The following is an 18,696-nucleotide window of genomic DNA, read 5'->3' as shown; positions in this document are numbered from 1 at the left end:
GAGCCTTTCCATGAAAGATGACGATGAACATCATAATGAAATAGACGACTTCGATCCCCATGCCGAGCGCAAGAGCGTCGAGCTTGGAGCTATCGGCGCACAAAAATTCGTCACGCGGGGTGAAGAAATTAATTTGAAGTATCTGGATCCGTCCCTGAACGAAACCATTGCCGCCGTCGGATGGGATTTCAAGCAATTCGATCGCGATCCGCCGGATATGGATGTGAGCGTCTTTCTGCTGAACAGACACGAAAAAACCCGTGAGGATACAGACTTTATTTTTTACAATAACCTCACCGGATGTGACGGCGCCGTCCGTCATATGGGCGATAGCCGGACAGGAGCCGGGGATGGCGACGATGAAACCATTTTCATCGACTTAAACGCCCTTCCTTTCGATGTTTTGAAGATCGTCTTTGTCGTTTCGATTTATGACCTGGATTTAACGGACAACAGTTTCGACCAGGTTAAAAACGTTTATTTCCGCCTTGTAAACAAAGATACAAACCATGAGCTTTTCCGGTTCAATCTGGACGAAAATCTGGAAGCGGGAAAAACCAGCCTTTTGGTTGGTGAAATGGAGCGGGTCGGATCGGAATGGGTATTCCGGGCCATCGGAGATACGGCTGAAGGAGGACTCTCCGCTGTGGCAAACGAATACGGTATCATTGTTGCCCAGATGATTGTGCCAACCTAGTCCGCAAAGACCGCTAAAAACCGCGTCCGCCTTTCAGCCCCATCAGTGCCTGCGGCTTGATTTTAGGCGCTTTGCTGCTGCCGCCCTGTCCGCCGCCTCCGAAATGGCCGCCGGATTTCATTTCCCGATTGAGAAGGTCCTCAATATCCGGAAACTTATTCATCTTGAGGTCTTGCACGCAGGCATGAAAGAAATTACATCCCTTTTCATCCCACCCATGAAAACTGCCCGCCTGTTCTTCCCCCCTGATCTTCATGGAAGTGACTTCCCATTTATCGTTCGTAACCGGTTTGGCAAAAGCCCAGAAAACCTGTTCCACAGGGAGGGCCCCCTCCTTTGGAAGGTCGGACATCGTCTGGATTTCCATCTCCAGTTCATCTTCATCCGGTCCCATACGGACTTCGGCGCTACACGTTACGGCTTTTTCCTCATCGTAAACCGACCATGGACAAGTCTCGTAGGCCAGAAGTTCATAGCCTACGCCCAGATGGTCCAGTAATTTCTTTAACGGTACGCGCATGATTCATTGTATCGTAAAAATGTTTATTTTCCTAAGGTTTTAGCCGTTTTCCGAGTGTAATACCAACTTTTTCGCCCCCGGAAAACTCTATTTCGCCTCCCATGCCTTCCCTCGTTTGATCCGCCCTGGTAACAAGAGCGCCGTTTGAATCGCGCAAAACGGTAAATCCGCGCTCTAAAACCCGTTTAAAAGAGAGACTTTCCAGCATACGCGCTGCCTGATCAAGATGGCTTTGAGGCTCTTTCAAAAGAGCGCCCCGCGAACGGTACAAAGCCTCTGTATGCAGCATCAAGATTTTACCCATTCCTTCAAGACGCGCGCGTGGATGTAAAAGTTTTGCCGCCGTTTCCTTCAGGTTACTTTTCCTTTGTTGCAGGATTTTTTCAAAACGGCTTTGTAAATTGCCGGACAGGAAATCAAGATTTTGGATTTTAATCTCCAGCAAACGCTGCGGATCGCCAAGTCTTACGGCGCCTGTCTCCAGAATATTTTTAAGATCAGAGAGATGGCGCTGCATCGCACGGATCATTTTTCCCTGATCTTCCCTTACCTGCGCCATCAGATCAATGCGGACCGGCACCGCCATTTCTGCAGCGCCCGTGGGCGTGGGAGCCCGGAGATCCGCCGCATAATCAATCAACGTGGTATCCGTTTCATGGCCCACGGCGGAAATCACGGGAATATCACTTTCAGCCACCGCGCGGACCACCTCTTCCTCGTTAAAAGCCATGAGATCTTCGAGAGAACCGCCGCCCCGCGCCACAATCAGGATATCCGGCGGCACCGGCAATGCATTAAAACCACGGATTGCGGCTGCAATTTCAGCCGCCGCTTTCTCCCCTTGCACGGCAGCAGGCCAGAGCAAAACCGGGCGGGGAAAGCGGTCTTCAATACGGTGGATAATATCACGGATGACCGCGCCCGTGGGAGAGGTCACCACACCGATGGTTTCCGGCAAAAAAGGCAGAGGCTTTTTACGCGCAGCATCAAAAAGGCCCTCGGCAGCCAGTTTTTTCTTCCGGTCTTCCAGCATTTTGAGAAGTGCGCCTTCTCCGGCAAGCTCCATTGAATCTACGATGATCTGATAGCGCGAAGATTTTGGATAACTGGAAACCTTTCCCGTAATAACAACCTCCAGCCCGTCTTCCGGCTTCACAGACAGGCGGGAGACGCTTCCCCGCCAGCATACGATATTAATCACAGCCTCTTCGTCTTTGATATCGCCGTAAAGATGGCCGGACGCGGCCAGTTTCAGGCCCGAAAGCTCTCCCCGCACCCGCACCCGCCCAAAGGTTTCCTCCAGCGTTTTTTTCAGGGAAAGAGCAAGCTCTCCAACTCCCATTTCCGGAATATTTGTTTTTCCGGAATCCGAAAACAAGTCTGTTGTTGTCTCTGTTGCCATGGGAAAGAATGGTATAGAATCTGAATGCTTGTGTCATCCTGAACAATCATCAGGCACGTCGCCGGTCTTTTAAGGTTTCTTACGGATGGCAATAAGAGCAGATATTTGAAGATAAGGGCTTGGAATATGCACAAACAGATCTCTCCCTCTCTTTTTCCATCCGAGGATCAGTGCGTTCACGATCTTCTTTCCGCCCTGGACTGGCGCGATGCGCGCGCTTTACGCGTGCGGGACGAGGCGATAAGACTGATCGAAACCATCCGAAAAACCCCTCAGAAAACCGGAAGCATCGAATCCTTCTTTCAACAATATTCCCTGAATACAAATGAGGGCCTTGCCTTGATGTGTCTGGCGGAAGCGTTCCTTCGTGTTCCGGACGGACCAACGGCCAAGGCGCTGATCCGCGATAAAGTGGCAGGAACGAACTGGCTTAAGACTATTCAGAAAAAAGGGCAGAACAGCGACTGGATGACACAGGCCGCTGGACTGGGGCTATCCATGAGCAGCGGCACCATGAACAGCCTCTTTTCAAAACTGGGAGAACCTCTCATCCAGCAGGCCGTCATGCAGGCTATGAACCTGCTGGGGAGTCAGTTTGTTCTGGGAGAGAACATAAATAGCGCAATCACGAATGCACAGGTTCTGGAAAAAGAGGGCTACCATATCTCTTACGATATGCTCGGCGAGGGCGCGCGTACATCCGAGGATGCAAAAAAATATTTTGAAAACTACCTCGATGCGATAGAAAAGGCCGGAAAATCGGCCAAAAAGAGCACAATCTCCGTAAAACTTTCCGCACTTCATCCACGCTATGAATTTGCACAAAGCGATATCTGCATCCCCGAAATTTCAAAAAAATTGCTGCAGCTTTGTGAAGTAGCCGCCGCACAAGATATTCCTTTAACGGTAGATGCCGAAGAGTATGAACGCCTTGAAATATCGCTGAAAATCATTGAAACCGTTTGCGCCGCTCCTGAGCTGAAAGGCTGGGAGGGCTTCGGGCTTGCACTTGCCGCCTATCAAAAAACCGCCGTTTCAACACTGGATCATATTCTGGGGCTTGGGCGAACGTATGAACGAAAGCTGCAGGTCCGGCTGGTCAAGGGCGCTTACTGGGACAGCGAGATCAAGCGGGCACAGGTTGAATCTTTGCCCGATTACCCCGTCTATACGCGCAAATCCAATACGGACCTGTCCTATCTGGTTTGTGCACAAAAATTGCTGCAAAACAGGAAGTATGTCTATCCGATGTTCGGTACGCATAATGCCTACAGCGTCGCAGCAATCCTTGATATGGCGGGGGACAAAAAAGACGGGTTCGAATTCCAGAAACTCTTTGGGATGGGGAACGCGCTTTATGCAGACGTTCTGGGAAAGACACAAATCCCGGTTCGTGTATATGCCCCGGTGGGCGTATATGAAGAACTGCTACCCTATCTGGTACGGCGCCTGCTTGAAAACGGCGCAAATTCCTCTTTCGTAAACAGGGTCTTTGATGCCAATACGACGCCTTCGGCACTGGCGGCCGATCCGGTTCAGAAGGCGCAACAAAATGAGCCCAAAAGTCATCCCAAAATTCCTCTTCCTGAAAATATTTACGGGCAGAAGCGCAAGGGCTCCAGAGGGTTAGACCTGTCGAGTGCCGACATTCTGGAAGAATTGCTGCAAAACATGCGCACAAGAAACCTCTCCCCCAATTATGTGGCGGCGCCGATGATCACAGGAAAAGCGCACCAGAAAGGCGTTAGAAACAGAGTCTTTTCCCCCGCCGACCGGGACAGGATGCTGGGACATATTCATTACGCGGACGAGGACAGGATTGTAGATGCCTTCAAGGCGGCAAAGACAGGACATCAGGTCTGGTCCCAGACGCGGGCGGAGGAACGCGCCCGAATTCTTGAGAAAATTGCAAATGCGCTGGAAGAAAACCGGGCGGAATTGATGGTGCTATGCGTTGAAGAAGCCGGAAAAACAATTCCGGATGCGTTGGCAGAGGTGCGTGAAGCCGTAGATTTCTGTCGTTATTATGCGCAGCAAGGCCGCGCCCTGTTCAAGGAAGACGGCACCACATTACAAGGCCCGACAGGGGAGAATAACGTTTATTCTTTTTGTTCCCGCGGAATTTTTGTCTGTATCAGCCCATGGAACTTTCCGCTGGCAATTTTTACGGGCCAGATTGCCGCCGCCCTCATGGCGGGCAATGCGGTTATTGCCAAACCTGCGGAACAAACATCCGTAATTGCGATGCGCACGTGCGAACTCATGCTGGCATCCGGACTGCCAAAACAGGCTCTTACACTGCTACTCGGTGACTGGCGCCCCGGTGCGGCGCTGGTAGATCACCCGGAAACAGCCGGCGTTGCTTTTACCGGCTCGACAGAAACGGCCTGGAAAATCAATACTGCGCTGGCAGCCAAAAAGGGCCCTATTGTGCCCCTGATCGCCGAAACGGGCGGGCAAAATGCCATGATAATGGATAGCTCGGCCCTTACAGAGCAGGTCGTGGACGATGTGGTATTAAGCGCCTTCGGTTCGGCAGGCCAGCGCTGCTCCGCCTGCCGCGTTCTTTATGTGCAGGAAGAAGTGGCTGATAAAACCATTCACATGCTGCAAGGCGCAATGGCGCATTTGCGTGTTGGCGACCCGCGGGAAATCAACACGGATATCGGCCCGGTCATTGACGAGCAGGCATTGGCCGTCCTGCAAAAACACAAAACCGCGCTTGAAGGATTCGGGAAAAAAATTGCGGAAGTGCCGCTGGACCCGGTTTTGAAGAAACAGGGATCTTATTTTTCACCCATTGCCTATGAAATACCTTCCCTGAACGTCTTAAAACGTGAAATTTTCGGCCCCGTTCTTCATGTCATCCGTTATTCCGCAGAAAAAATGGACGATGTTATTGAAGAGATTAATGCAAGCGGATACGGCCTTACCTTCGGCGTGCATAGCCGCATTGATTCGTTTTCAAAAAATCTGGCCCAGCGTATCAATGCCGGAAACATCTATATCAACCGTTCCATCATCGGGGCCGTAGTGGGCGTGCAACCCTTTGGCGGGCGCGGTTTATCCGGCACAGGCCCGAAAGCGGGCGGCCCGAATTATCTCCAGCGCTTTGCGAACGAAAAAGTTGTCAGCGTGAACACAACCGCTGCGGGTGGAAATACCTCTCTTGTCATGCTAAAAGAATAAAAACTATAATGTGTCCCTTCAACCCTGTGAGGAACAAAAAATGAAGGTTTTATTGGTAGGCGGTGGTGGCCGGGAAGACGCGCTGGCCTGGCGGCTGGCGCAATCGGAAAAATGTGAAACGCTTTATTGTGCACCGGGCAATGCCGGAATATGCAGATACGCCAAATGTACGGGAATCGGTGCCGAAGATATCAACTCCATCGTGGCCTTCGTGAAAGATAAAAAGATCGATTTCGTTGTGATAGGACCAGAGCAGCCACTGGTTGCGGGACTGGCCGACCCCATCCGCGGGATGGGCATTCCCGTCTTCGGACCCTCCAGAGATGCCGCCATTCTTGAAGGCTCCAAAGGTTTTATGAAAGATTTATGTAAAAAATATGATATCCCTACGGCGGCCTATGGGCGTTTCACAGATATTGAAGAAGCGAAAAACTTCATCCGGGCGCAAAAAGCGCCTGTTGTTGTAAAAGCCGACGGGCTGGCGGCCGGCAAGGGCGTCATTATTGCACAAACGCATGAGGAGGCCGAAAAAGCTGCGGAAGACATGCTTTCCGGAAATTCTTTCGGGCAGGCCGGGCATGAAGTTGTCATTGAAGAATTTCTGGAAGGGGAGGAACTCAGTTTTTTTGCGCTGACAGACGGAGAAACGGTCCTGCCCTTTGGCTCCGCGCAAGATCATAAGCGTGTTGGCGACGGGGATACCGGGCCGAACACGGGCGGAATGGGAGCTTACTCCCCGGCGCATCTTATGACACGCGAGCTGCATCAGAAAATAATGGAGCGCATTATTCTACCAACCGTGGAGGGGATGAAAAAAGAAGGCCGCCCCTACACAGGTGTTTTATATGCGGGGTTAATGATCGTGGAAGGAGAGCCAAAACTGATTGAATATAACGCGCGTTTTGGCGACCCCGAAACACAGGCCCTGATGGTACGGCTTTACAACGATCTTCTGGATGTCCTTTATGCTGCCGCACAAGGAAAACTGGCAGAGTATGAAGACAAAATTGAATGGTCTTCCATGAAGGCCCTTTGTGTTGTGATGGCCGCGAACGGATACCCCGGAGATTATATCAAAAATACGGTTATCAAGGGTGCAGAAAAAGTCAACATCATGGAACGGGTCAAAGTGTTCCATGCGGGCACCGTCCGGAATGAGGCGGGAGATATTGTCAACACCGGGGGACGCGTTTTGAATATTGTCGCCAGTGGCGAGACGATCGAGGAGGCCCAAAAACAGGCTTATGAAGCCATAAAAAGGATTGACTGGCCCGAAGGGTTTTACAGGCACGATATCGGCTGGCGGGCGGTCGCCGCAGAAAAGGGAAAAGCGGCCTAACGCTTTGACGCGAAAAAATCTTTCAGAATTTGCCCGCTCGGGCCGGCATGAACGCCTGCAGCAATTTCGATTTTATGATGACAGGTCGGTTGCCCGAAAAAACGGGGACCGTGCTCGATCGCGCCGCCTTTCGGGTCGGACGCACCGTAAACCAGTCTTCGGATGCGGGCAAAAGAGATCGCCGCTGCACACATTGCACAAGGCTCTAATGTGACATAGAGGTCACATTCTGGAATGCGTTGAACACCGCGTTTTTTACATTCCTCCCGGATAACCAGAATTTCGGCATGCGCCGTGGGATCGGCCCGTTCAATTGTCCGGTTTCCGTCTCTTGTTACAATTTCACCGCTCAGCGAATCGACCAAAACGGCCCCGATGGGCACCTCGTCTCTGAGACGTGCCTTTTTAGCCTCTTCCATCGCAGCCTGCATATAGATATGGTCGTCTTCCATAGAGGTTAGATAATGGAAAACGAGAATAAAAGCAAAGGCGAGAGAATAGCCAAAGTTATAGCAAGGGCAGGACTTTGTTCCCGCAGGGAAGCCGAACGCTGGGTTGGCGAGGGACGTGTCAGTCTGAACGGCAAAATCCTGGACACCCCCGCACAAACGGTTACAGGCGAAGACAAGATCCTTGTCGACGGGAAAGCCCTGCCCGGAAAAGAAAAAACGCGCCTGTTCCTCTACCACAAGCCCGCAGGGCTCGTAAGCACAAACAGGGATGAAAAAGGCCGCGATACGATCTTTGACAAATTGCCCAAAGACCTGCCCCGCGTCATGAGCGTGGGACGGCTGGATATGAATACCGAAGGGCTTTTGCTGCTCACCAATAACGGGGAACTGGCGCGGCATCTGGAACTTCCGGCAACGGGCTGGACGCGTTGCTACCGCGTGCGGGCGCATGGCCGTATTACGCAGGACCGGCTGGACAAGCTGAAAAACGGCCTGAAAGTCGGCAATATTCAATACGGCCCGATAGAAGCGGAGCTTGAAAAACAGCAGGGAGACAACGCCTGGATGACCATGAGTCTCAAAGAAGGAAAAAACCGTGAAATCCGCAATGTCATGGAAGCCCTGAATCTAAAGGTAAACCGCCTGATTCGTATATCCTACGGCCCCTTTCACCTCGGAAAACTCCCCAAAGGCGCCGTGCTGGAAGTCAAACAAAAGGTTCTGAAAGACCAGATACCCGGGGTCTTTAAATGATGAAAATTTCAGGCGGACATCTCCGCGGGCGGTCTTTAAAGCCGCCTAAAGGCCGGGATATCCGGCCTACAAGCGATAAAGTCCGGCAGGCCATTTTCAATATGCTGAATGCCCGCGGCGGTGTGGCGGGTGCCCGTGTTCTGGACGCGTTCTGCGGAAGCGGGGCCCTCGGGCTGGAAGCCTTGTCACAAGGAGCGGATTTTTGCCATTTCTGGGACACCAGCCCTGCATCTGTAGCTCTTTGCAGAGAAAATGTTGCACTTTTGCAATTGGAAGAATGCAGCAAAATATCTTTGCAAGATGCAACAAAACCATCAAAAAAACCGCAGGAGACAGGCCGGATAGATCTGGTTTTTCTCGACCCCCCTTACGGGAAAGACCTTCTTTTCAGGACGATCCAGAGATTGCTGCAAGACGGCTGGATAGAAGACAAAAGCCTTTTTCTGCTGGAGATGGGCGCAAAAGAAAACCCGGATATTTGCGGCCTGACGGTTTTGCAGGAAAAAACCTACGGCGATACAAAAATTATTCTGGCTCAAAGCACGCCGGAATAAACCAGCCCCAAAAGGGCGGTTCCAAAGATAAGACGGTAAACAGCAAAGGGGGTAAAGGTTGCTTTTTCAAGCCATTTTATCATCAGCGCAATCGCCCCCCACCCCACCAAAAAGGACAGGATAACGGCAATCAGCACATCCATGCCAAGCTCGAGGTCCCCTGAAACCCAAAGATCCAGAGCGCCCAGCGTGCCGGCGCCGCTAATGGCCACAATGGCAAGCAAAAGGGAGAAGCGGGCAGATTCGGTGCGGGAGAACCCGAGAAACAATCCGGCCGTCATGGTAATGCCGGAGCGGCTGGTCCCCGGCACGAGAGCCAGGGTCTGGGCCAGTCCGATCAGAAAAGCGTCACGCACGCCCATCGCCGAAAGCTCTTTGTTCCCCGTGAAATAGCGGTCGGCAATCCATAAAACTATCCCGAAAACCAGCATCATCCAGGCCATAACTTCTATCAGGCACAGCAGGGACGGCTGCATTTTGTGCAGCATAAATCCGGCCAGCACAGCCGGAAGTGACGCCAGAAAAACATATTTCAGGAGTTGCCCTCCGTCCGATTTCGGACTTTTAAGACCGCCTATCATAGCCACAACATCCCGGCGGTAATAAAGCAGGACAGAAAGCAATGTGCCGACATGGAGGCCAATATCAAGGGTCCGGTTTTGTTCCCAGCACAAATCGACAGCCCCCCCCTCCCAAAAAGAATGGAGCAACACCAGATGCCCGCTGGAGCTGACCGGAAGAAATTCCGTAATCCCCTGAACTAGAGCCAGAATGAGTATATGGATTAATGGCATGAATGTGTTAATCTCCTATTCTCTACCTTGGCGAGACTATAGAAGAACTGGATGATGGTCTATATCTATGGCGTTATAGGATTTGTTGGCGGTTTTGCGTGGGGACTGTTTATGATCCATCTGTTTTTGCGCGGACGCAGTGCCCGCGAACTGCTTGAAAACAAAAGTCTGCGCTGGCCCTACGGACTCTTTGTCTGGATGGTTGCTGCCGGGGGCCTTTATGCGGGACTATGGATGTATGAAACCCACCCGATCTCGTTGACGAATTAGGAACACAATAGCAAAGGAATTTTCATGAGACGCCCTTTTATAGCTGCACTGGCTTTTTTACTCCTTGCCTTTTCCGTTTCACCGGCCCGCGCCGACGTTGAACGTTATGATTTCGACAAAGCCCATACACAAATCCTGTTTTTTGTGAATCACCTCGGATTTTCCAATTCACAAGGAGAGTTCCACGATTATGACGGTTTTATAGAGTTTAACCGCGAAGAACCGGAAAAATCGAAGGTAGAAGTCACCATCCGGACATCCGGCATTGATATGGACGATGAAGCATGGGACACCCACCTGAAAAGCAAGGATTTTTTTGATGTCGAAAAATTTCCAGACATGGTTTTTAAGGGAACAACTATCGAAATTACGGGTGATAAAACGGCAAAAATCAATGGGGAGCTGACTCTTCTGGGCGTGACAAAACCCGTCACACTGGATACGGTTTTTAACAAAGCCGGAAAACATCCCTTTAGCGGAAAATACGTGGCAGGATTTTCGGCCGTGACAAACATAAAACGGTCTGATTTCGGGATGGAATACGGTTTGCCCATGATCGGAGATGATGTAAATATTCATCTGGAAGTTGAGGGAATCCGTCAGGACGGAAATGTGGTAAACGAATGAATTTTGAAAATACAAAAAAAGAAGAATACAGCGCCGTCTCCAAAGCGCTTCACTGGGCAACGGCGCTGGTAATTTTCAGCCTGGTGCTGGTGGGCTTGTTTATGGATGAAATGCCCGCCAGTCCTGAAAAATTCCAGGTCTACGGCCTGCACAAATCTTTCGGTCTTGTTGTCCTGATTCTTGTCATTTGCCGGTTGGTGTCGCGCTTTATCAGCCCGGCGCCGGATGCGCTGAAAACGCAGGCGCATTGGGAACACCTGCTCGCTAAAGTCGTTCAATTTGCGCTTTACCTCCTGATGCTCGGGTTACCGCTTTCAGGCGTTCTCATGTCCAATGCCGGAGGGCATCCGGTCGCTTTCTTCGGTCTGGAGATCCCTGCCCTCATAGAAAAAGACAAGGCCATTTCCAAAATTATGAAGGAAGCGCATGAAATTTTCGCCTTTGGGTTACTTGCGGCTCTGGCCCTTCATGTTGCGGGCGCCTTCAAGCATTTCGCTTTGGACAAAGACACAACAATGGCACGTATGATGTTTTCAAAATCCCCGGTATCTGCGCTGATCCTGTTTGCACTTACCATCCTTTTCTTTGGGGGAGTTGGATACCTCCTGACAGAAAAGGAAGAAAATGAAAAAAAGGAAGCTTCCGGACAAATGCCGCAAAGCGCAGAAAAGCAAGCTTCCCAGATCGATTTCAGCGCCATCGGAAAGCATGGCTGGGCGATTGTGCCTGAAAAAAGTGCGCTGGAATTCGAAACCGCCATGAACGGCGTTTCCTTTACCGGGCGTTTTCAGAAGTTTGAAGGAAATATTATTTTCGACCCCGACAATCTGGAAAGCAGCAAAGCATTTGTCCGTATTGATATGAGCTCTGCCGCAACCCAAAATGACGAACGGGACGAACAGATTGTCTCGGCAGACTGGTTTGATGTCGAAAACCACCCGCAGGCCCAGTTTGAAACTATTGTCATCGAAAAAGCGCAAGGAAACCGCTATATCGCGGTGGGAAATTTAAGCATCCGGGGCGTAAGTCTGCCCGTCTCCCTGCCTTTTACACTCGATATCGAAACCGGGGAAAACGGCGTGAAAACGGCGCATATGAAAGGCGCGCTGGGACTCAACCGTCTGGATTTCGGCATCGGGCAGGAAGAATGGGCAAGCGCGAAAAACGTCGATACCTCCGTCAGGGTCCATATCTCCCTGACGGCCCTGCAGCCCTAAACGCTTCCTTAATCTGGATGCGTCTGGGTTTGCCGTCTACATGGTCTATCTCGGACCTTGTTCTCAATCTTTTTGCTTCCTTTGTCATTTTTTGGTTTTTCCCCGGTTGTAATACTGCAAATTATTTACATATATTTCATATTTCCGGCAAGAAAAATATCTTTTGGGCCTTTCGCTTTCCTTTTCTCGTTTATATAAGCCTTATATAAAGCGCTATGATTCTCCGCATGGCTGCGGTAAGCTGTCTTCCATAATGAGAACGCTCTATCATCTATGGCTTCACCCTTTTTCACGCAAGGTCAGAGTTTTGCTGGCCGAGAAAAAGCTCGAATTTGAGCTGGAAATCGAAAAAATATGGGAGCGCCGGACAGAATTTCTGGCCATGAATCCGGCGGGAGACGTCCCGGTCCTCGTAGAACCGGACGGCACCACGCTCGCTAATTCTCAGGTGATTTGCGAATATATGGAAGAAGTTTACCCGCAGGTGAATCTTTTGGGATCAGATCCCGTCCAGCGTGCCGAAACACGGCGGCTGGTCGGCTGGTTTGACGTCAAATTCAACCACGAAGTCAGCGACAATCTTCTGGGAGAGAAGATGATGAAGCGGCTGTTAAAACTGGGGGAACCCCACGGACCTTCGGTGCGGGCCGGGCATGCCAATATTCACTACCACCTTGATTATATAGGATTTTTAACGGATAAGCGGACATGGCTGGCCGGAGAGGATTTTTCATTGGCGGATATTGCGGCGGCGGCGCATCTGTCTGCTGTGGATTATATCGGCGATGTTCCGTGGGAGGAACATCAGGCGGCCAGAGACTGGTATGCGCGGGTGAAATCGCGTCCCAGTTTTAAAGCGCTTCTGGAGGACCGTATTCCCGGCTTTACGCCGGTAGAACATTACGAAAACGTTGATTTTTAAAAGAGCCGAAATAAAGTCCCCTGGAAATAAAGCCTTGGGGCAAAAAACAAAAAAGCGGCAGGGTGAATGGACGAAAGCAATATAAACAAGAGACTGTTTTGTTTCGGGTATGGTTACACCTGCGATTACCTCGGTCATGCGCTGAAACAGAAAAAAGGTCAAAACTGGACCCTTTCCGGGACAACCCGGGATTTGGAGAAAAGAAATAGTCTTTTGCTGCGCCGTATACGCGCCCACATTTTTGATTATGAATGCCCTTTATCCGACCCGTACCTTGTCCTGAAAGACGTTACGCACCTGCTGATTTCCACCCCGCCCAACGACAAGGGAGACCCTTCCTTTCTGGCCCATGTTGACGATTTAATCAAATTACCGAATCTGGAGTGGGTGGGATACCTCTCGACAACATCCGTGTACGGTGACCGCGGGGGCGGAAAGGTAGATGAAACATCCAAAATCCAGCCCACATCGCAGCGCGGCTCCCGCCGGGCGAACGCGGAAGAACAATGGCTCTCCCTTTACCGTTCTCATAATCTGCCCGTTCACATTTTTCGCCTCTCCGGGATTTATGGCCCCGGAAGCTCGGCGCTGGATTCTGTTCGCGCCGGTGTCGCGCGCAGGATTGACAAACCCGGACAGGTTTTTAACCGGATTCACGTGGAAGACATCGCACGGGTGCTGCTGGCCTCTTTTGAACGGCCAAATCCCGGGTCCATCTATAATCTGGCGGATGATGACCCAAGTCCCAGCCATGAAGTCATTGAATATGCCTGCAACCTTTTGGGAATAGAACCCCCGCCTTGTATTCCCTATGAAGAAGCGGATATGGCGCCGATCGCACGAAGTTTCTACGAAGACAATAAATATGTTTTGAACGACAAGATTAAAAACGAACTGGGCGTGGTGTTGAAATATCCGGATTTTCGTAAAGGACTTCAGGGATGTCTTGAGGCCGAACGCCATGCGCTCCATGCTTTCCGGCAGGCAACATATTAAAACACGGGAAGCTCTGACCGATTCACTCCGCAGCAGCAGAAGACAGTTTGGCAGCTTCCATGCGCGCACGGCACGCCTGTGAAGCATCATAGGGCAAGCGGATGGTTACCGTTGTTCCCTTTCCAAGTGTAGACTCGATGTGGAGAGTCCCGCCGTGAAGTTCTACCAGTTCCTTGGTAATGGCCAGCCCCAGACCGGAGCCTTCATGCTCGCGGGTATAGTGTGAAGCGGCCTGTTCAAAGGGATTCGTAATCGTTTTCAGTTTGTTGGCCGGAATACCAATGCCGTGATCCTGCACTTGCAAGGAAAGATATTTCTCGCGTTCAATAGCTTTAACGGTGATTTTTCCACCCTTTTTGGAAAATTTTACGGCGTTGGAGAGCAGGTTTAGCAAAATCTGCATAACCCCCCGTCTGTCGGCAACAATCAACAGGTCCTCGTTATCTATTTCAGCCTGAATATGAATATCATTCTCCAGCGCACGCCCTTCCATCATATGGATAGACAGTTTGATAAGCTTGGAAAGCCGGATTTCCTCCAGATCCAATTCATATTTTCCGGCCTCGATTTTGGACATATCAAGAATATCACTGATAAGGTCCAGAAGATGCTCCCCGCTTTCACGAATACCGGCGATATATTCGAGATACTTCTCCGTGCCGATCGGCCCCAAAAGCTGCCTCTGGATCATCTCGGAAAAACCGATAATGGCATTGAGCGGCGTGCGAAGTTCGTGGCTCATATTTGCCAGAAACTGCGTTTTAGAAGCATAGGCCCGCTCGGCCGATTCCTTTGCGGTGCGCAAATCACGTTCATGCAAAACCGCTTCGGTAATGTCCTGCATAATGCCATAGAGCGCAGCAACATCGCCATCCTCATCCAGTTCACAGCGCCCTTCGCAGCGAACAAAACGCGTTTCGCCGCCGGGATCGCGAATTTCAAAATCCATGTCGTAATCATTTTGTGCAATGATTGCGCGTTGGAAAGCCTGGATCATGCGCCCGGCATCACGCCGGTGCAGCATGGAATTCACGTTATCCAATGAGGGAACAAAGGTCTCGGGGTCTGTCCCGAAAATCCGGTAGACTTCATCGGACCAGAAAATTTCGTCTTGACCGACCTGCCAGCGCCAATGCCCCATCTTGCCAATGGTTTCAGCCTCTGAAAGCTGCCGCTCATGGCGTTTTAAAGCCTCTTCCTGTTTTTTGATCTCCGTAACGTCACGCCCGATACTGTAGATATGCCCGCCGACGCGCTTATGCCGCCAGTTCATCCACAGAATGCTTCCGCTTTTGGTTACGATGCGCGCTTCAAAATCGATGAGAAGATCGGACGCCGTGTCCTCGGCATGCATCAATCCCTGCATGGACGCCAGAACATGCGCACGATCGTCCGGATGGACAAGATCTATAAAGGTTTTTCCTTCAATATCCCGGTCTTCATAGCCAAGCTGCCGGACAAATATTTCATTCGTCTGCAAATAGACTCCGTCCTTGTCTGAAATGCTCATGATATCGTCAGACATATCCAGAAAAGGAAACATTTCCTGCGCGATCCGGGCAGACTTTGTCTTACGGGGCTTATAATTAATTAACTCAAGTATATTTTCAGAAAGCGAAGATGTTTGTTCCTGTGCCGAAGCAATCAAAAAACACCGCCCGTCCACCGTCTCCACCCGATCAAACTGCATGCGGGTGGACTTTGCATCTTTATGATTTTCCTTAGATTTTTTCCCAGGAAAAGACAAAAGATGCAGCCCGCTCCGCAAAGAATCAAAAGCCCCCTCCTGCTTGTCTCCGAATAAAGCACTTGCTCGAAAAACGTCTTCAGGGTGCTCGAAAGTGATGACCTTATCAAGCGCCTTCCCTTTTAAGGACGTCTCGCCGCAGAGTTTTTCAAAAGCGCTATTGGCGTAAAGAATGCATCCTTGCGTATCTGCAATCAGCCGCGGCGACGCGGCATCGGTCTTTAAAGCAGGCGCTTTTTGCGACGTTTGTTTCTTCTGAATTTTTTTAACGGAAGCCATTTCCTTAAAAACCGATTCCTTCCAATCGAGCTCTAATTTTAATACCATAATACAAAGCGGGGGAAATAGGTAGAAAAAAGCCGCGTTTCCAGACAAAAGCGGCTTTTCATTAACGGGTAAAGTCTTTCAGGGCTAATATTTTACAGCGCATCCGTAAGGTTTTGTGGCTGAAACCTTGACAGCCTCTCCTTTGGCAAGGGATTCCAGCGCATCTGCAACATAATTCGTAGCCCCCTTGATACCTTCGGGATTAAAGCCGGGATCGCTGTCGATGGCCCCCGCATAGACAAGAATACCTTCTTTACTGACAACAAACATATGCGGCGTCGTGCGTGCCCCGTACAGCCTTCCGATCTTCCCGCTGGAATCAAGAATGCGGGCGGTCGCATGCGCTCCTTTTTCTTTTATGATAGCGGCCGCTTCTTCACCGCTTGTATAGCCCTGCTTGCCAACCGCCGAAGAAACGATGCTCAGCCAAATCACACCTTGCTCCGTATATTTCTGCTGGAGCTTTTGCATGTTTCCGGACCCATAATGTTTTTTAACAAAAGGGCACTCATGGTTTGTCCACTCCAGAACGACATTCCTGCCTTTGAAATCGCTTAAGCTGATTTTACTGCCCGTGCTGTCCGTCCCTGTAAAATTCGGGGCCATTTCACCGATTTTGGCTTCGACTTTACTTTCCGGCAAGCATCCCGCCAGAGTTAAAAGAGCCAGAAAAGAAAGAAAAAAAGTTTTGGTCATGTTTGTATCTCCATCTTATTGAATGGTTTCGGTCATGGTGTTTGTTGTTAAAATCTGGGGCAAAATAACGGCCTCCGGCCTTTTACCCGTCTCCTCGTCGCGCAGGGGATAATAGACATACAAAGGCACTCCGTTGCGGCCATAGGACGCCAGATATTTTGTAATTTCAGAGTCCTGGTTGGTCCAATCGCCCTTCAAAGTGCGGATATTTTTTTCTTTGAAAATCTTACGTGTCGTCTCCGTCGATAAAGCCACTTTTTCATTGACCTTACAGGTAATGCACCAAGCCGCCGTCATGTTCACAAAAACAGGATGTCCTTCCCGCAACAATTTATTCAGGCGGGCTTCCGTATAGGGTTCCCAGTCTTCCCAAACCGCAAATGCGCCTTCCTCTGCCTTGTGCCGGGAAAGCGTGCAGGTCGAAATGACAAACCCCAAAGACCCCAGCATCAAAAAAAGTGCAACAATTTTTCCAGCCCTTTTTTCAGGCCGGAGTTTGGCCAGCCAGATCATAAAGGTCAGGGCAATCATGCCTGAAAGCGCGGAAAAAACACCCATCGGATTTGTTTGCTGCGCAAGAACCCAGACCAGCCATGCCGCAGACGCAAACATCGGAAAAGCCAGAAATTGCCGGAAAGTTTCCATCCAGTGGCCGGGATGCGGCAAAAGATGGCGCAGGGCCGGAACGAAAGTCAGCACCAGATAGGGCAGCGCCAGTCCAAAACCGAGCATCAGAAAAACACTCATAGCAATCAAGGCAGGCTGCGTCAGGGCAAATCCCATGGCAATCCCCATGAAAGGAGCCGTACAGGGTGTGGCGACGAGGGCGGCCAGAACGCCCGTGGCAAAAGACCCTGTAACCCCGTGTTTTTGCGTGAAGTAGGTTCCGATTCCTGCGAAACGCCCGGCAGTCAGTTTAAAAAAGCCGGACAGGTTTAATCCGATAAGGAAAAGCAAATAGGCGAGCGTTAAAATCATCAACGGATTTTGCAACTGAAACCCCCAGCCAATTTGTGCGCCGGCCGCTTTCAGTGCGATAAGGGCGCCCGCAATAACGGCAAAGCTAGCCAAAACGCCGGCGGTATAAGCAAGGCCATGCGCACGCGCCTTTGAAATTTCCTTGTCTTTAAGTTTGACGAGGCTCAAGGCCTTCATGGATAAAACAGGAAACACACACGGCATCAGGTTCAGAATAAGCCCCCCCAGCAGCGCGGAAAAAAGCGCCGTTAAAAGAGAAATATCACTGACAAGAATTCCGTTGACAGACGAAGGAGCAGAGGAAAAATCAACCAAGGTTGCGATGCGGATGCCCTTCTTTTGTCCCTGCGGATCCTGATAAACAATAACCCCCTTCGCAGTAGGCACATCCGAAAGCGCTCTTTCCCCCCGGCCTTGACGAATCAAAAGCCCCGTATCTGTGATCTGCGCTTCGGGCTTTGCGGTATTATCAAGAAGCCCCCATTCTTCCGGAAAGAAATGAATGGAACCTGTTTTTGCAAAAGGCGCTGTATTTTCCGCGATCACACGCACTTCCAAGGTTCCATTCTCTTCGCTTATGAGAGCTTCCCATCCGGTTTCCAGCGGCAGTTCGGCGCGAGCTAACGCAATAACAGAAGCTTGCGCTTTCTCAGCACCATTCAGGGTAATTTGGGCCTGATGCGTTTCAGGAATGCAGATTTCATGGCAGACAAGAAGATCAATCTGTGCGTTGAGCGTGACAGGCCCGGAAGGCAGCTTTTCAGGAAGCGTTAAATCCTGAAGCAACGTCACCTTGCCTTCGTACCCATAGTTCACCAAGGGCCCCATTTTCATTTTCCCGGGAATGGGCCACGCAGGCTCCGATACTTTAAACCCTTTGGGCAAGGTCCACGAAACGCGCGCAGGCGTTCCCGAATCTCCCGGATTGATCCAGTACGTATGCCAGCCGGTTTCAATTTCCTGTTCAATCCCGAGGGTAATCTTTTCGCCGCCTGTAACCTTTGTTTTATCGGCTACAAGGCGAATGGAAACATGAGGGGTCTGATTGCCGCCATCGCCATATCCGGCATAGGAAGAAACCGGTTTCCAAAAAAACGTTCCCATCAATATCCCGGTCCAAAGCGCAAAAAGAACCGGAAAACGGATAAATGTTGAAAACGTCATGTGAGGGCAACCTTCCTTGTCATTCCATATCTGGTGAGTCAACATGATTGAA

Annotated in this window: 17 protein-coding genes; 10 read left to right on the top strand and 7 right to left on the bottom strand. The window is 50.6% G+C overall.

From position 1 onward, the window contains the following. The first annotated feature begins 10 nt into the window (after positions 1-10). Complete coding sequence (locus H6853_02910; protein ID USO04236.1) at positions 11-697, top strand: TerD family protein; 687 nt, start codon at positions 11-13, stop codon at positions 695-697. Between the two features lie 13 nt (positions 698-710). On the opposite strand, the gene H6853_02905 is transcribed toward H6853_02910, so the two are convergent. Continuing rightward, positions 711-1,217: a hypothetical protein gene (locus tag H6853_02905; GenBank protein USO04235.1), complete on the bottom strand. Its 507-nt coding sequence runs from the start codon at positions 1,215-1,217 to the stop codon at positions 711-713. 31 nt (positions 1,218-1,248) lie between these two features. Continuing rightward, complete coding sequence (locus tag H6853_02900; protein USO04234.1) at positions 1,249-2,619, bottom strand: exodeoxyribonuclease VII large subunit; 1,371 nt, start codon at positions 2,617-2,619, stop codon at positions 1,249-1,251. A 126-nt stretch (positions 2,620-2,745) separates the two neighbouring features. Here H6853_02900 and putA point away from each other — a divergent pair, with 126 nt between their 5' ends. Next, positions 2,746-5,808: a bifunctional proline dehydrogenase/L-glutamate gamma-semialdehyde dehydrogenase PutA gene (putA, locus tag H6853_02895; protein ID USO04233.1), complete on the top strand. Its 3,063-nt coding sequence runs from the start codon at positions 2,746-2,748 to the stop codon at positions 5,806-5,808. A 40-nt stretch (positions 5,809-5,848) separates the two neighbouring features. After that, positions 5,849-7,147, top strand: coding sequence for a phosphoribosylamine--glycine ligase (gene purD, locus H6853_02890; GenBank protein ID USO04232.1), 1,299 nt, complete (start codon positions 5,849-5,851; stop codon positions 7,145-7,147). Here purD and H6853_02885 read toward each other — a convergent pair. Further along, positions 7,144-7,599 (bottom strand): nucleoside deaminase, encoded by a 456-nt coding sequence (locus tag H6853_02885; GenBank protein ID USO04231.1) that lies wholly within the window; start codon positions 7,597-7,599, stop codon positions 7,144-7,146. The genes purD and H6853_02885 overlap by 4 nt on opposite strands. 12 nt (positions 7,600-7,611) lie before the next feature. Between H6853_02885 and H6853_02880 the strand changes: the two genes are divergently transcribed. Further along, positions 7,612-8,352 (top strand): rRNA pseudouridine synthase, encoded by a 741-nt coding sequence (locus H6853_02880; protein USO04230.1) that lies wholly within the window; start codon positions 7,612-7,614, stop codon positions 8,350-8,352. Next, positions 8,349-8,906 (top strand): 16S rRNA (guanine(966)-N(2))-methyltransferase RsmD, encoded by a 558-nt coding sequence (gene rsmD / locus H6853_02875; GenBank protein ID USO04229.1) that lies wholly within the window; start codon positions 8,349-8,351, stop codon positions 8,904-8,906. The genes H6853_02880 and rsmD overlap by 4 nt, the downstream gene beginning before the upstream one ends. Here the strand turns inward: rsmD and H6853_02870 are convergent. Then, positions 8,888-9,700 (bottom strand): undecaprenyl-diphosphate phosphatase, encoded by an 813-nt coding sequence (locus tag H6853_02870; GenBank protein ID USO04228.1) that lies wholly within the window; start codon positions 9,698-9,700, stop codon positions 8,888-8,890. The two genes, rsmD and H6853_02870, sit on opposite strands and share 19 nt — an antisense overlap. 54 nt (positions 9,701-9,754) lie before the next feature. Here H6853_02870 and H6853_02865 point away from each other — a divergent pair, with 54 nt between their 5' ends. From H6853_02865 to H6853_02845, 5 genes are all read left to right on the top strand, one after another. Continuing rightward, entirely contained in the window at positions 9,755-9,970 is a 216-nt protein-coding gene (locus H6853_02865; GenBank protein USO04582.1) for a hypothetical protein, read from the top strand. A gap of 24 nt (positions 9,971-9,994) precedes the next feature. Beyond that, on the top strand, positions 9,995-10,597 hold the full coding sequence (locus H6853_02860; protein USO04227.1) for a polyisoprenoid-binding protein: 603 nt from the start codon (positions 9,995-9,997) through the stop codon (positions 10,595-10,597). After that, complete coding sequence (locus H6853_02855; protein USO04226.1) at positions 10,594-11,814, top strand: YceI family protein; 1,221 nt, start codon at positions 10,594-10,596, stop codon at positions 11,812-11,814. Before H6853_02860 ends, H6853_02855 begins: the two co-directional genes overlap by 4 nt. A gap of 253 nt (positions 11,815-12,067) precedes the next feature. Beyond that, on the top strand, positions 12,068-12,736 hold the full coding sequence (locus H6853_02850) for a glutathione S-transferase family protein (GenBank protein ID USO04225.1): 669 nt from the start codon (positions 12,068-12,070) through the stop codon (positions 12,734-12,736). 66 nt (positions 12,737-12,802) lie between these two features. After that, positions 12,803-13,732 (top strand): SDR family oxidoreductase, encoded by a 930-nt coding sequence (locus tag H6853_02845; protein ID USO04224.1) that lies wholly within the window; start codon positions 12,803-12,805, stop codon positions 13,730-13,732. 22 nt (positions 13,733-13,754) lie between these two features. On the opposite strand, the gene H6853_02840 is transcribed toward H6853_02845, so the two are convergent. The 3 genes from H6853_02840 to H6853_02830 all read right to left on the bottom strand — a co-directional run bounded on the left by H6853_02840 (position 13,755) and on the right by H6853_02830 (position 18,644). Next, entirely contained in the window at positions 13,755-15,758 is a 2,004-nt protein-coding gene (locus H6853_02840) for a PAS domain-containing protein (GenBank protein USO04223.1), read from the bottom strand. Positions 15,759-15,890: 132 nt separating this feature from the next. Continuing rightward, a complete protein-coding gene (locus H6853_02835; GenBank protein USO04222.1) occupies positions 15,891-16,502 on the bottom strand; it encodes a thioredoxin family protein in 612 nt (203 codons plus the stop codon). Between the two features lie 15 nt (positions 16,503-16,517). Continuing rightward, complete coding sequence (locus tag H6853_02830) at positions 16,518-18,644, bottom strand: thioredoxin family protein (protein ID USO04221.1); 2,127 nt, start codon at positions 18,642-18,644, stop codon at positions 16,518-16,520. Positions 18,645-18,696 lie beyond the last annotated feature (52 nt).

The organism is Rhodospirillales bacterium, from assembly GCA_023898765.1.
In the GTDB taxonomy this organism is placed as follows: Bacteria; Pseudomonadota; Alphaproteobacteria; order Micavibrionales; family Micavibrionaceae.
This window is presented reverse-complemented; position numbering and strand designations above follow the sequence as displayed.

Coding starts and splice junctions, on each gene's coding strand:
- H6853_02840 (USO04223.1), bottom strand. CDS start 15,758: ATGGCTTCCGTTAAAAAAATTCAGAAGAAACAAACGTCGCAAAAAGCG.
- H6853_02855 (USO04226.1), top strand. CDS start 10,594: ATGAATTTTGAAAATACAAAAAAAGAAGAATACAGCGCCGTCTCCAAA.
- H6853_02830 (USO04221.1), bottom strand. CDS start 18,644: ATGACGTTTTCAACATTTATCCGTTTTCCGGTTCTTTTTGCGCTTTGG.
- H6853_02835 (USO04222.1), bottom strand. CDS start 16,502: ATGACCAAAACTTTTTTTCTTTCTTTTCTGGCTCTTTTAACTCTGGCG.
- H6853_02870 (USO04228.1), bottom strand. CDS start 9,700: ATGCCATTAATCCATATACTCATTCTGGCTCTAGTTCAGGGGATTACG.
- purD (USO04232.1), top strand. CDS start 5,849: ATGAAGGTTTTATTGGTAGGCGGTGGTGGCCGGGAAGACGCGCTGGCC.
- rsmD (USO04229.1), top strand. CDS start 8,349: ATGATGAAAATTTCAGGCGGACATCTCCGCGGGCGGTCTTTAAAGCCG.
- H6853_02845 (USO04224.1), top strand. CDS start 12,803: ATGGACGAAAGCAATATAAACAAGAGACTGTTTTGTTTCGGGTATGGT.
- H6853_02860 (USO04227.1), top strand. CDS start 9,995: ATGAGACGCCCTTTTATAGCTGCACTGGCTTTTTTACTCCTTGCCTTT.
- H6853_02850 (USO04225.1), top strand. CDS start 12,068: ATGAGAACGCTCTATCATCTATGGCTTCACCCTTTTTCACGCAAGGTC.
- H6853_02905 (USO04235.1), bottom strand. CDS start 1,217: ATGCGCGTACCGTTAAAGAAATTACTGGACCATCTGGGCGTAGGCTAT.
- H6853_02900 (USO04234.1), bottom strand. CDS start 2,619: ATGGCAACAGAGACAACAACAGACTTGTTTTCGGATTCCGGAAAAACA.
- H6853_02910 (USO04236.1), top strand. CDS start 11: ATGAAAGATGACGATGAACATCATAATGAAATAGACGACTTCGATCCC.
- H6853_02865 (USO04582.1), top strand. CDS start 9,755: ATGGTCTATATCTATGGCGTTATAGGATTTGTTGGCGGTTTTGCGTGG.
- H6853_02880 (USO04230.1), top strand. CDS start 7,612: ATGGAAAACGAGAATAAAAGCAAAGGCGAGAGAATAGCCAAAGTTATA.
- putA (USO04233.1), top strand. CDS start 2,746: ATGCACAAACAGATCTCTCCCTCTCTTTTTCCATCCGAGGATCAGTGC.
- H6853_02885 (USO04231.1), bottom strand. CDS start 7,599: ATGGAAGACGACCATATCTATATGCAGGCTGCGATGGAAGAGGCTAAA.